Annotated in this window: 11 protein-coding genes; 5 read left to right on the plus strand and 6 right to left on the minus strand. The window is 76.2% G+C overall.

Going from position 1 to position 12,998, the window contains the following annotated elements; all coding sequences use genetic code 11:
* Nucleotides 1-189: 189 nt before the first annotated feature.
* Nucleotides 190-1,008 (minus strand): IclR family transcriptional regulator, encoded by an 819-nt coding sequence (locus FS882_RS00335; RefSeq protein WP_158369689.1) that lies wholly within the window; start codon nt 1,006-1,008, stop codon nt 190-192.
* Between the two features lie 42 nt (nt 1,009-1,050).
* Entirely contained in the window at nt 1,051-2,454 is a 1,404-nt protein-coding gene (mgtE, locus tag FS882_RS00340; protein ID WP_158369691.1) for a magnesium transporter, read from the minus strand.
* A gap of 690 nt (nt 2,455-3,144) precedes the next feature.
* Between mgtE and recQ the strand changes: the two genes are divergently transcribed.
* Nucleotides 3,145-5,325, plus strand: a complete 2,181-nt coding sequence (gene recQ / locus FS882_RS00345; protein ID WP_222848078.1) for a DNA helicase RecQ — start codon at nt 3,145-3,147, stop codon at nt 5,323-5,325.
* Nucleotides 5,325-6,281 (plus strand): AEC family transporter, encoded by a 957-nt coding sequence (locus FS882_RS00350; protein ID WP_158369693.1) that lies wholly within the window; start codon nt 5,325-5,327, stop codon nt 6,279-6,281. The genes recQ and FS882_RS00350 overlap by 1 nt, the downstream gene beginning before the upstream one ends.
* Nucleotides 6,282-6,495: 214 nt before the next feature.
* Here the strand turns inward: FS882_RS00350 and FS882_RS00355 are convergent, their stop codons facing one another.
* Together FS882_RS00355 and mgrA are read right to left on the minus strand one after the other, a co-directional pair.
* Nucleotides 6,496-7,362: an alpha/beta fold hydrolase gene (locus FS882_RS00355; protein ID WP_158369695.1), complete on the minus strand. Its 867-nt coding sequence runs from the start codon at nt 7,360-7,362 to the stop codon at nt 6,496-6,498.
* On the minus strand, nt 7,359-8,399 hold the full coding sequence (mgrA, locus tag FS882_RS00360; protein WP_158369697.1) for an L-glyceraldehyde 3-phosphate reductase: 1,041 nt from the start codon (nt 8,397-8,399) through the stop codon (nt 7,359-7,361). The genes FS882_RS00355 and mgrA overlap by 4 nt, the downstream gene beginning before the upstream one ends.
* 125 nt (nt 8,400-8,524) lie before the next feature.
* On the opposite strand from mgrA, the gene FS882_RS00365 reads away from it, so the two are divergent.
* From FS882_RS00365 to FS882_RS00375, 3 genes are all read left to right on the plus strand, one after another.
* On the plus strand, nt 8,525-8,989 hold the full coding sequence (locus FS882_RS00365; RefSeq protein WP_158369699.1) for a tRNA (cytidine(34)-2'-O)-methyltransferase: 465 nt from the start codon (nt 8,525-8,527) through the stop codon (nt 8,987-8,989).
* 102 nt (nt 8,990-9,091) lie between these two features.
* The gene (locus tag FS882_RS00370; RefSeq protein WP_262347963.1) at nt 9,092-10,615 is read left to right on the plus strand and encodes an APC family permease; all 1,524 of its coding nucleotides are present in this window, start codon (nt 9,092-9,094) and stop codon (nt 10,613-10,615) included.
* 32 nt (nt 10,616-10,647) lie between these two features.
* Nucleotides 10,648-11,226, plus strand: coding sequence for a YdeI/OmpD-associated family protein (locus FS882_RS00375; protein ID WP_158369701.1), 579 nt, complete (start codon nt 10,648-10,650; stop codon nt 11,224-11,226).
* Nucleotides 11,227-11,319: 93 nt separating this feature from the next.
* Here FS882_RS00375 and FS882_RS00380 read toward each other — a convergent pair whose 3' ends face one another.
* A complete protein-coding gene (locus FS882_RS00380; protein ID WP_158369703.1) occupies nt 11,320-12,159 on the minus strand; it encodes an LLM class flavin-dependent oxidoreductase in 840 nt (279 codons plus the stop codon).
* A 99-nt stretch (nt 12,160-12,258) separates the two neighbouring features.
* Entirely contained in the window at nt 12,259-12,933 is a 675-nt protein-coding gene (locus FS882_RS00385) for a PadR family transcriptional regulator (protein ID WP_158369705.1), read from the minus strand.
* Nucleotides 12,934-12,998: the final 65 nt, after the last annotated feature.

The raw sequence follows: 12,998 nt of genomic DNA on the forward strand, positions 1-12,998 counted from the left end.
CCGAGCCGCAGGGGCAACGGCTCCTCGCGCGGCCGGACGCCGCGCCCGGGGTGATCCGCGCCGGGGGTGATCCGCGCCGGGGGTGATCCGCGGCGAGATCGGTGGTCCGCGTCGAGATCGGTGCTCAGGAGGACCGGTCTCGGCGCGAAGCACCGATCTCGCGACCGGCGGGTGCGGTCGGCGGGGCCGTCAGGCCGGCGGCAGGGCCAGGCCCGGCGGGAGGAGCGGCGGCACGACGGCACGCACGCGGGCGTGCACCTCGTCCCGGCGCTCCGCGGTCAGCCGGTCGGCCGGGGCCGTCACGCTGAGCGCGGCGACGGGGCGCGACCCGCGCAGCAGCGGCACGCCGAGGCAGGCGATGCCGGGCTCGTTCTCCTCGACCTCGACGGCGTAGCCGCGGCGGCGCGCGGCGGCGAGCTCGTCCGCCACGTGCGCGGCGTCCACGCGGCCGGCCGGCTGGACGGCGCCCACGTACCCGTCGAGCGCCGCCGCGGGGGTGTCGCCGAACGCGAGCATCGCCCGGCCGAGCGCGGTCGTCGCCGCCCAGTTCCGTCGGCCGACCGCGGACCAGACCCGCACCGGGCGCTCCGGCTCGACCTTGTCCAGGTACACGACCTGCGCGCCGCTGAGCACGCCGAGGTGCACGAGCTCGTCGGTGGCGGCGCACAGCGCCACGAGCGCGCCGTGCAGCCGCGCGGGCAGGTCGTCCTCGGCGAAGTACCGGTCGGCCAGCCCGACGGCCGCCGGGCCGAGGCCGTACCGCCCGGACGCCGGGTCCTGGGCGACGTAGTCCCGGTGCCGAAGCGCGGCGAGCGAGCGGTGCACCGTCGTCTTGTGCACGCCCAGCGCGGCCGACAGGTCGGCGAGGCTCGCACCCGCCGGGCCGGCGCCGGCGACCGCCTCGAGCGTCCGCAGCGCCCGGTCGACGCTCTCGACCGGCGAGGGCGCCGGGGCCGGGTCGGCCGCACCGCCCGCGCCGGCGACCGCGCCGCCCGTCTCCTCCGCCACGGCGCCCACCCTACGGGCGCCCGCGCCCCGGACCGCCCCGGGTCACCCCCCGAGCGCCGAGATGAACCACCGCGCGACCGTGAAGTAGATGACCAGCCCGGTGCCGTCGACGAGGGTCGTGATGAGCGGCCCCGACCCGACGGCGGGGTCCAGCCCGACCTTGCGCAGCAGCAGGGGCAGCAGGGACGCGATGACCGACGCCCACAGGATGATCGCCCCGGCGGCGACCGCGACGGTCAGCGCGACCTCGCCCCCGACGCCGAGCGTCCACGCCCGCACCCAGCCGACGACGGCGATCGTCACCGCCGCGAGGAACCCGGCCGTGACCTCCTTGCGGACGACCCGCCCGGCGTCGCGCAGCCGGACGCTGCCGGTCGCCATCGCCCGGATGACGGTCGCGGTGATCTGCGTGCCGGCGTTCCCGCCCGCGCCGATGAGCAGCGGCACGAACAGCGTCAGCGCGATGACCGTCTCCAGCTCGTCCTCGTAGAGCCGCAGGACGCTGCTGGTGATCGTCGCGGTCACGAACAGCACGAGCAGCCAGACGATCCGCTTGCGCCACAGCAGCACCGGCGACGCCCGCAGGTAGGGCACGTCCATCGGCGCCGCGCCGCCCTGGCGCACGGCGTCCTCGGTCGCCTCCTCCTCGACGATGTCCGCGACGTCGTCGCCGGTGAGGACGCCGAGCAGCTGGCCGTCGGCCACGACCGGCAGCACGGCGAGGTGGTGGTCCTGGAGCAGCCGGGCGGCGCGCTCCTGGTCGGCGGTGGGCTCGACGGTGACGACGTCCTCGCGCATGAGGTCGGCGATCAGCAGCTCGGGGGCCGCCAGCACCAGGTCGCGGAACGACACGACGCCGAGCAGCGCAGCACCGCTCTCGGCGGCGGGGCCGCTGGTGACCCAGACCTCGGCGCTGTCCGCGGTGGCCTCGGGCTGCGCGCGCAGCGCGTCGACCGCCTCGCGGACGGTCATGGTCGGCCGGACGGTCGCCACCTCCGGGTTCATCCGGGCGGCGGCCGAGTCGTCGGGCCAGGCCAGCAGGCCGCGCACGACCGCCGAGCGCGCGACGCGCATCGCGCCGAGCACCGCCGCGCGCTCGCCGTCGGGCAGGGCGCGGAGCAGCTCGGCCGCCTCGTCCGGGTCGAGGCTGTCGACCAGGCCCGCGGCGACGGGCGCCGGGACCACGTGCAGCACCTCGGCGGCGGCGTGCGGGTCGAGAGTGCCGAGCAGGTCGTCGGCGGTCGCCGGGTCGAGCAGCCCGACCAGCGCGCGGACCTGCGCGTCGGACAGGTCGGCGAGCTGGTCCGCCCGCACCCGGGGGTCGGACGTCTGCTCCAGCCACACCTCGACGGCGCGGCGGGTGCCGACGGCGACGACGTCGTGCAGGTCGAGCGGCGCCTGCCGGTCGGCGGGACGGCGGGGCAGGACGGGGGTGTGGCGGGTCATGTGGCGCTCCTTGCGGGCGGCCGCGGCGGGCGTCCCCCGTGGCCCCCGGGCAGGGCCGCGCGCTCGGCACGCACGCCGGGCGGCGCACGGACCGGGCGGGACCGGGCGGTCGCGGGGCCGGGGTGCGGCACCGGCGACTGCGGGAGCCCCTCGACGGGGCGCCCGCAGAGGGCGGCACGGCACGGTCGGTCGCGGCCGCGGCGGGCGCGGTCGGCACGGGTGCTCGCCGACGCGGTGGCCGCGGGCGGTGCGCCGGGGCGCGTGCCGAGCGGTCGGACGTCGGGCGGGCGGGGACGTCACGGCGCGGGGCGGTGACGGGTTCGGTGCGCCGCCGTCGGCGGCGCGGGGCGCCGCACCGGGGCGGCGGCGGGCGCTGCGGTCGGCAGCGCCGGTGCTCCGCCGACGCCGCGCCGGGCCTCCGCGTGCGGGTCCGGCCGGCCCCTCGGGGCGGCTCAGGCCTGCGCGCGCAGCACGACGGGCGTCGACGGATGCCGACTACTCGCGGTGTCGTCCATCGCGTCCACCTCCTCGCCGTCGTGCGGGTCGGGCCGGTCGGCCCCGCAGGCACCCTAGACCCCGGTCCCGGCCGTGCCAACCCCGCGTGACCGACGTCCCCCGGAGCCCCCGCGCAGCCTCGGGCCTGTGGACGACGGCGGTGGTGGGCGGGTCCTCGCCGATAGGGTGGACGGCGTGACGCAGGCATGGGACGACGAGTGGCCGCTGCCGGACGAGCCGCCGTACGACCCGGCCGAGGAGCCCCCGTACGACCCCGGGTACGCGGCGCGCGGGTCCGCACCCGCCGGGACCCCGGCTCGCTCCGGGGGCGCGGCGCCGCGCCCCGACGACCGGTCCGCCGCCGCGCACGGCGACCCCGCCGCGGCCCGCCCGGTGGAGCGTCCGGCGCACGACGCCACCACCGGCCGCGCCCCGCTCGAGGTGCTGCAGCAGGTCTGGGGCTACGACGCGTTCCGCGGCGAGCAGGCGGACATCATCGACACCGTGGTCGGCGGAGGCGACGCCCTCGTCCTGATGCCGACCGGCGGCGGCAAGTCGCTCTGCTACCAGGTGCCGGCGCTCGTCCGGGCGGGCACCGGGGTCGTCGTCTCCCCGCTGATCGCGCTGATGCAGGACCAGGTCGACGCGCTGTCCGCGCTCGGCGTGCGCGCCGGGTTCCTCAACTCCACGCAGGACCACGGCCAGCGCCGCGAGGTCGAGCGGGCCCTGCTCGACGGGGAGCTCGACCTGCTCTACCTGGCGCCCGAGCGGCTGCGGGTGCCCGAGACGATGGCGCTGCTCGACCGCGCCGCGATCAGCCTGTTCGCGATCGACGAGGCGCACTGCGTGTCCCAGTGGGGCCACGACTTCCGCCCCGACTACCTCGGCCTGTCCGTGCTGCACGAGCGCTGGCCCGGCGTCCCGCGCCTCGCGCTCACCGCGACCGCCACCGCCGCGACCCGCACCGAGATCGCCGAGCGGCTCGAGCTCACCGACGCCCGGCAGTTCGTCGCGTCGTTCGACCGGCCGAACATCCAGTACCGCATCGTGCCGAAGGCCAGCCCGCGCCAGCAGCTGCTCGACCTGATCCGGTCCGAGCACGACGGCGACTCCGGCATCGTCTACTGCCTGTCCCGGAACTCGGTCGAGCAGACCGCCGAGTTCCTGTCGGCCCAGGGCGTGCCCGCGCTGCCGTACCACGCGGGCCTCGACCGCCAGGTGCGCGCCCGGAACCAGTCCCGGTTCCTCCGCGAGGACGGCCTGGTCATGGTCGCGACCATCGCGTTCGGCATGGGCATCGACAAGCCCGACGTGCGGTTCGTCGCGCACCTCGACCTGCCCAAGTCCGTCGAGGGCTACTACCAGGAGACCGGTCGCGCCGGCCGCGACGGGCTGCCGTCGACCGCCTGGCTCGCCTACGGCCTGCAGGACGTGGTGCAGCAGCGGCGGATGATCGACACGTCGGAGGGCGACGCCCAGCACCGGCGCCGGCTCTCCGCGCACCTGGACGCGATGCTCGCGCTGTGCGAGACGGTCACCTGCCGGCGCGTGCAGCTGCTCGCCTACTTCGGCCAGGACGCCGAGCCGTGCGGCAACTGCGACACCTGCCTATCCCCGCCGACCACCTGGGACGGCACCGTCCCCGCCCAGAAGCTGCTGTCGACCGTCGTCCGGCTGGAGCGCGAGCGCAACCAGCACTACGGCGCCGGCCACCTCGTCGACATCCTGCTCGGCAAGCGCACCTCCCGGATCGAGCAGCTGGGTCACACCGAGCTGTCGACGTTCGGCCTCGGGGCCGACCTGTCCGACGCCCAGTGGCGCGGCGTCGTGCGCCAGCTGCTCGCCCAGGGTCTGCTCGCGGTCGACGGCGACGGCTACGGGACGCTGCGGCTGACGCCGGCCAGCGCCGAGGTGCTGCGCGGCGACCGGCCCGTGCCGCTCCGGGAGGAGACGCGGACGACCCGCACGCGGTCGCGCTCCGGCTCCGGGTCGGGCTCCGGCTCGGGCGCGCGGCAGGCCGCGGCGGCGCAGGCGGCGGCCGAGCTCGGCGACGACGCGGCGGCCGTGTTCCAGCGGCTGCGCGCGTGGCGGGCCGCCGCCGCCAAGGAGCAGGGCGTCCCCGCGTACGTGGTGTTCCACGACGCGACGCTGCGGGAGATCGCCACCGCCCGGCCCGCCGACCTGGACGCGCTGTCCCGCATCGGCGGCGTCGGGGCGGCGAAGCTCGAGCGGTACGGGCCCGGCGTCATCGCGACGCTGGAGGGCCGCGAGCCCCCGACGGCGGAGGAGGTCGCGCGCGACGCGGCGTCCGTCGGGCTGTTCGCGGACGAGGACGACCAGGCCACGGGCGGGCCCGCCGGAGGCGCCGACGCCTGATGCTGGCCGTCCTCTCCGCGCTGGGCACGATCGCCGTCGTCGTCGCAGCGGGCTGGTTCGTGGGCCGCACCGGTGTGCTCGGCGAGAACGCCCAGCGGGTGCTCGCCGCCACCGCGTTCACCGTCGCGACCCCCGCGCTGCTGATCGAGACCATCGGCCGCGCCGACCTCGGGCTGCTGCTGTCCCGGTCGGCGCTGGTCACCTTCGCGACCACCACCGTCGTCGTGCTGGTCGCGGCGGCGGTGCTCGGGCTGATCCGACGGCGGTCGGCCGGGGACGTGGTCGTCGGCGTGCTGGCCTCGTCCTACGTCAACGCCGGGAACATCGGCATCCCGCTGACCGCCTACCTGCTCGGCAGCGTCGTGTCGGTCGTCCCGCCGACGCTGTACCAGCAGCTGGTGCTCGGGCCGATCGCGATGGTGGTGCTCGACGCCCGGCGCCGGGCCCGGGACGGGGTGGTCGCCGGGACCACGCCCGCCGGGGCCCTGGGGACGCTGCGCTCCGTGCTCCGCCGCACGCTGCGGAACCCGGTGATCATCGGCACGCTCACCGGCATCGCGCTGGCCGCGCTGCCGTTCTCGCTGCCGGCGGCGGTCTTCCAGCCGCTCGAGCTGCTGGGCGCGGCCGCACCGCCGCTCGCGCTGCTGACGTTCGGGATGTCGCTCGCGGTCCCGCGGGTCGGCGGCGAGCAGGCGCCCCGTGGCGACGTCGCGCTGGTCGCGGTGCTGCGGACCGTCGTGCACCCGGCGCTCGCGATCGGGCTGGGGACGCTGCTGGGTCTGCGCGGCGACGCGCTGCTGGCGGTCGCGGTGGTGTCGGCCCTCCCGACGGCGCAGAACGTGCTGGTGTACGCGATCCAGTACCGGCAGGGCACGGCGCTCGCCCGGGACGCCGGCCTGGTGACGACGATCCTGGCGGTGCCGTCGCTCCTGGTGATCGCCGCGGTCCTGGGCTGACGGCGCGACGCACCGCGGGCACGGCGCGGCACGCGAGCGCTGCTCCGAGAGAGGGCCTGCGCGCCGAGATGGGGCCGGCGCGCCGAGATAGGGCCGGGGACGGTCCTACCTCGGCGGCGAGGTCCTCTCTCGACGCGAGCCCGAGGACGCGGGGCAGGGCGGGCAGGAGCACCGGCGCGCGCGGCGCGGCGCGGCGCCCCGACCCCCGCGCGGGTCAGCGGGCGGCGTCGGCGCGCGCGACCGCGTCGTCGACGGCCGCCAGGTACCCGTCCGGCGCCTCACGGCGGATGTTGTGCCCCGCCTCCGGGAACGCGACGTGGGTCAACCGGTCGCCGAGCAGCTCCGCCGCCCGCGCCGCCTGGCGCTCGGTGACGACGCCGAGCCCCGGCCCGGCGGTCAGCAGCGTGACCGGCACCCGCACGCCCGCGAGCGCCTCGACCCAGTCCCGGCCGAGCCAGTCGTGCGGCACCTCGGCGAGCCGCGGGTCGACGCGCGCCTTCGCCTCCGCCCAGCCGAGGACCTCCTCCTCGGACCACCGCGGGTTGTCGATCCGGCCCTGAGCGGCGATCTGCTCGACGGTGCGCCCCTGCACGGCGGCGATCGCCGGGGCGAGCCAGTCCGGGACGCCGCCCGCGGCGCGTGCGCCACCGGGCCCGGCGATCCTGTCCGCGGCGTCGCCCGCGGCATCGGCGACGCCGACCACCGACCCGTCCGCTCCGGGCGCGTCCACGCCCTCGGCCTCCGCGGTCCGCCACGCCGGGTCCTCGAGCACCAGGCCCGCCACGAGCTCGGGGGCGGTCAGCGCCAGCTCCTCCGCGGTGACCCCGCCCATCGAGTGCCCGACGACGAGCGCGGGCCCGAGGTCGAGCGCCCGCAGGGCCTCGGCGGCGTCGGCCGCGAGCGCCGCGAGCGCCGCGACGGTGAACGGCTCGTCCGGCAGGGGCGTGCCGCCGTGGCCGCGGGCGTCCAGCGCGACGACCGCCCGGCCGTCGCCCGCGTACCGCGGCAGGACGGTCGGCCAGCACGTCGACGCGTCGGTCAGCCCGTGCAGCAGCACGACCGGCACCGGTCGTGCGCTCACCGCCGCGCTGTCCCGTCGACGGCGTGCGGCTCGATGGCGGCGATCTCCTCGGCGGTCAGCGGCTCGGCCCGGAGCGCGGCGACGTTGTCCTCGAGCTGCGCCACCGACGACGCCCCGATCAGCGCCGACGTGACCCGCTGGTCGCGCAGCACCCAGGACAGCGCGAGCTGCGCGAGCGACTGCCCCCGCGCCTCGGCGATCGCGTTCAGCGCCCGCGCCCGCTCCAGGTAGGTGTCGCCGATCTGCTCGGCCGACAGGAACCGGCTGGTCGCGGCGCGCGAGTCCGCCGGCACGTCCCCCGACAGGTACCGGCCGGTGAGCAGCCCCTGCGCGAGCGGCGAGAACACGATCATCCCGATGCCGAGGTCGCCGACGGCGTCGAGCAGCGACTCGGTCTCCCCCTCGGCGACCTGCTCGACGTGCCGGTTGAACATCGAGTACGACGGCTGGTGGATGAGCAGCGGGGTGCCGAGGTCGGCGAGGATCCGCGCGGCCTCGCGGGTGGCCGACGGGGAGTAGTTCGAGATGCCCGCGTACAGCGCCTTGCCGCTGGTCACGGCGGTGTGCAGCGCGCTCATCGTCTCCTCGAGCGGGACCGACGGGTCCGGCCGGTGCGAGTAGAAGACGTCGACGTAGTCCAGGCCGAGCCGGCGCAGCGACTGGTCGAGCGAGGACAGCAGGTACTTGCGCGAGCCGCCGTCGCCGTACGGGCCGGGCCACATGTCGTAGCCGGCCTTGGACGAGATGACGAGCTCGTCGCGGTACGGGCCGAGGTCCTGCACGAGGTGCCGGCCGAAGTTCTCCTCCGCGGAGCCGTACGGCGGACCGTAGTTGTTGGCCAGGTCGAAGTGCGTGATCCCGAGGTCGAACGCCCGGCGGAGGACCGCGCGCTGCGTCTCCAGCGGGTTCACGTCGCCGAAGTTGTGCCACAGGCCCAGCGACAGGGCGGGCAGGTCGAGCCCGCTGCGCCCGGTGCGGCGGTAGGTCATCGCGTCGTACCGGTCGTCGGCGGCACGGTAGACAGGGATCGTCGGCATCGTCGTCCTCTCGGGGTGCGGGGCGCTCGCCCCACCACCCCCACGCTAGCCCCCGTCGCCGACGTCCACGCAGGTCGGGGACCCGGGCGCCGGACCCCCGCCCGACCGGTGAGAGGATCACCGGCGTGCTGCACGTCGTGTTCTTCGAGCCCCGCATCCCCGGCAACACCGGCAACGCCATCCGGCTGGCCGCCGCCACCGGGGCGACGCTGCACCTGGTCGAGCCGCTCGGCTTCGTCATGGACGAGCCGCGCCTGAAGCGCGCCGGCCTCGACTACCACGACCTCGCGCACGTCGTCGTGCACCCCGACCTGGACGCCTGCCTGGCGGCGCTCGCCCCCGCGCGCGTGTTCGCGTTCACCACGCACACCGAGCGCCGGTACACCGACGTCGAGTACCGGGACGGGGACGTGCTGATGTTCGGCCCGGAGCCGACCGGCCTGCCGCCCGAGGCCCTGGAGCACCCGGCGGTCACCGACCTGCTGCGCATCCCGATGCAGCCCGGCCGCCGGTCCCTCAACCTCACGAACGCCGCATCCACGGCTGTCTACGAGGCGTGGCGGCAACTAGGCTTCCCGGGCGGGATCTGACGGGTCGACTGATCCGGTCTCACCCACCGGACCCCGCCGTGCGAGGAGGCACAGGCTTCGGCATGCTCGCGCGTCGTCGTGCCGTCGTCCGAGGGAGTCCCCGTGGCCATCAGCAACCGCAGCGTGCTGCGCCGGAAGTCCGTGGAGGACTCGCTGGCGTCGGTCGAGGACCCGGACCGGTCCCTCAAGCGCTCGCTCACCGCCTGGGACCTCGCCGTCCTGGGCGTCGCCGTCGCCGTCGGCGCGGGCATCTTCTCGGTCGGCGCGACCGCCGCCGCGAACTACGCCGGCCCCGGCGTGATCATCTCGTTCCTCATCGCCTCGGTCGTCTGCGCGCTGGCGATCATGTGCTACGCCGAGTTCGCGTCGACGCTGCCCGTCGCCGGGTCGGCGTACACGTTCTCGTACGCCACGGCGGGCGAGCTCGTCGCCTGGATCATCGGCTGGGACCTCATCCTCGAGATGCTGCTGGCCGCCGCCGTGATCGCGAAGTTCTGGGGCGTGTACCTGTCGGACGCGTTCGGCCTGTTCGGCATCGACGTGCCGACGACGCTCGAGCTCGGGCCCGTCGACCTCGACTGGGGTCCCGTGCTGGTCGTCGCGGTGTTCACCGCGCTGCTGGCCGTCGGCACCAAGCTCAGCACCCGCGTGAACAGCATCTTCACGATCATCAAGGTCGCGATCACGCTGTTCGTCATCGTCGCCGGGTTCTTCTACGTGCGCGCCGAGAACTACTCGCCGTTCATCCCGCCGTCGCAGCCCGCGGAGTCGGCGTCCGGCCTGGAGCAGCCGCTGTTCGGCTTCCTGTCCGGCTTCGACCCGTCGCAGTACGGCGTCATGGGCATCCTGTCCGGCGCGGCGCTGGTGTTCTTCGCGTTCATCGGCTTCGACGTCGTGGCGACCACCGCCGAGGAGACCAAGAACCCGCAGCGGGCGGTGCCCCGCGGCGTCCTCGGCGGCCTGGCGATCGTCACGGTGCTCTACATCCTGGTCACCGTGGTCGTCACCGGCATGGTGTCGTACACCGAGCTCGCCGCATCCGACTCGCCGTCGCTGACGACCGCGTTCGTCCTGGTCGGGGCCGACTGGGCGGGCAAGGTGATCTCGATCGGCATCCTCATCGGGTTGACGTCCGTGATCATGGTGCTGCTGCTCGGCCTCACCCGGATCGTGTTCGCGATGAGCCGCGACGGCCTGCTCCCCCGCGGCATCTCCCGCACCTCGCACACGTACAAGACCCCGGTCCGGCTGCAGGTCGGCGTCGGCATCATCGTCGCCCTCATCGCCGGCCTGTCCGAGGTCGAGCGCCTCGAGGAGATGATCAACATCGGCACACTGTCGGCGTTCGTGCTGGTGAGCTTCGGCATCCCGATCCTGCGTCGCACGCGCCCCGACCTGAAGCGCGGGTTCCGGGTGCCGTGGTCGCCGGTGCTGCCGATCCTGGCCGGCGTCGCCTGCCTGTGGCTGATGACCAACCTGACGGTGCTCACCTGGGTCCGGTTCGCGGTCTGGCTCGCGGTCGGCCTCGCGATCTACGCCGTGTACTCGTACCGGCACTCGCGGGTCGGCAAGGGCGAGGCGCCGGACCCCGCGGACGACCTGCCCGCCCCCGCCGGCGGGCACTGACCCCGGCGCGCGCGGACGCAGGGTCCGGGACGATGGCGTCGCTCGCCGACCGGCCACGGTTCCACGCCGAGTCCGTCGAGGACTGGCGCGCCTGGCTCGCGGAGCACCACGCCACCTCGGACGGCGTGTGGCTGGTGCGGTGGAAGCCCGGCTCCGGGCGGCCGACGTTCGGCTACGAGGAGATGGTCGCCGAGGCGCTGGCGGTCGGCTGGATCGACGGCCAGGCCTGGGCGCCGGACCCGGACAGCACCCGGCAGTGGTTCGCGCCCCGGCGGCGCGGGAGCGGCTGGTCCCGGCTGAGCAAGGAGCGGGTGGCGCGGCTGGAGGCCGCGGGGCGGATGGGGCCGGCCGGCGCCGCCGTGGTCGCCGCCGCGCGCGCGGACGGGTCGTGGACGCTGCTCGACGACGTCGAGGACCTGGTGGTGCCGCCGGACCTCGCGGCGGCGCTCGACGCGCTGCCGGGGGCGCGGGCGCACTGGGACGCCTTCGCGCCGAGCGCCCGGAAGGTCGTGCTGCGGTGGTTGGTCGACGCCCGCCGCCCCGAGACGCGGGCGGCACGGGTGGCCGAGACGGCGGCGCGGGCCGCGGAGGGCGTGCCGGCGCGGCGGTGACGCGTCGTCGGGCTCGCGCGGGGCCGCGGTGGGGTGCGTCCGCGCGGTCCGGCGTCGACGGACCCCGAGGTCGCGCCGCCGCCCGCCGCCGGGTCAGCCCCGCGGGACGCCCTGGCGCACGCGCTCCGCGAGCGCCTCGTACGTCGAGCCGGGCCCCTCCCAGCGCGACTCGACGAACCACGTCGCGCCCGCCTCGGCGAGCGCCGCGACCCGGTCCCGCGCCTCGGCCGGGTCCTCGGGCAGGACGCCCTGGAGGACGATCTCGTAGGGGCCGGCGTCGGGGGCACGGTGCTCGCGCACCCACGCGGCGATCTCCGCGACCTCCGCAGGGCCGAGCTCGTCCATCGCGCGGTCGCCGCGCAGCTGCGGGACCAGGCCGTCGTACCGCACCGCCCGCCCCATGGACCGCTCGCTGGGGTAGGCGCCGACCACCCAGATCGGCACGCGCGGGCGCTGCACCGGCCGCGGCAGGAACCGCATGTCGGTGACGCGGTGGTGCGCGCCCCGGTAGGAGAACGTCTCCCCGCCGAACGCGAGGTCGAGGATCGCGAGGTGGTCGTCGAGCAGCTCGGCGCGCTCGCGTGTGCTCGTGAGCTCGCCCTCGACGCCCGCGAACGCGCGGTCGACCGGCACGCCCAGGCCGGCGGGGATGACCAGCCGGCCGCCCGAGAGGTGGTCGACGGTCAGCGCCTGCCGGGCGACGACCCACGGCCGGCGCCGCGGCAGCGCGAACACCAGCGCGCCCAGCGTGATCCGCTCCGTGCGGACGGCGGCGGCCGCGAGCAGCGCCCACGGGTCCCACACGTCGCCGTCGACACCGATGTCGACCCCGTCCCAGGTGAAGTACCCGTCCCAGCCGGCGTCCTCCGCCTCGGCCGCCAGCCCGACCAGCTGGTCGACCGTGCCGAACGTCCCGACGATGCCGAACTTCATCGCTTCCCCCCGCCGCCGTGCTCGACCGTGGTGCTGCGTCCGCCACGGTACCGACGACCTCCGACACGGCCGCCCGCCGGCCCCGGCGCCGCCGCTTCGTCAGGCGGGGCCGGTGCCCGGCCCGGCGTCGTCCCCCGGGCCGGCGTCCGCGCCCGCGGCGAGGTCCCGCACGACCCGCTCCCGCAGCTCGGTCACGATGCGCTCCTCGGCGTCGTAGTACGCCAGGCCCCAGTCGGCGACCATCGCCGGGTACCGCACCTCCGCGCGGTCCGCGAGCATGTCCCGGACCCCCGACAGGTCCCGGCGCCGCTCCGCGAGCGCCGCGACGTAGTCGTCGAGCATGTCGCGCACGGCCGCCGGGTCGACCAGGTGCCCCATGAGCAGCCTGAGCGCGACCGGGTGCTTGAGCACGGGGAAGTCCGCCGGCGTCTCCGCGAGCCACGACCGCAGCGTCCGGTCCCCCGCGTCCGTGATCGCGTACCGGGTGGTGCGGCGCCCCGGCGGTCCCGCGGGGTCGGGCACCGCACGCACGAGTCCGGCCGCCTCCAGCCGCGCCACCTCGGAGTACACCTGGCTCATTGCCGGGGCGACCCAGTAGTAGCGCAGGGTCCGGTCGGCGCGCTGCTTGAGCTCGTACGCGGTGACGGTCGTGTCGGTCCGGCCGGCGAACATCAGCAGACCGAGCAGCGCGTAGCCGGTCGGGGTCGGCGCGGGCGTCGTGCCCGCGTCCCCCGCGTCGCCGGATCCGTCCGGGGAAACCGTTGCCTCCACCACGCCTGCCAACCTACGCTGGTCGCGTTGTTCCTACTAGGAATAGAAGGCACCCGTCGTCGGGTCCT

It is taken from the genome of Cellulosimicrobium cellulans (assembly GCF_007679345.1).
Taxonomy (GTDB): Bacteria; Actinomycetota; Actinomycetes; order Actinomycetales; family Cellulomonadaceae; genus Cellulomonas; species Cellulomonas cellulans_A.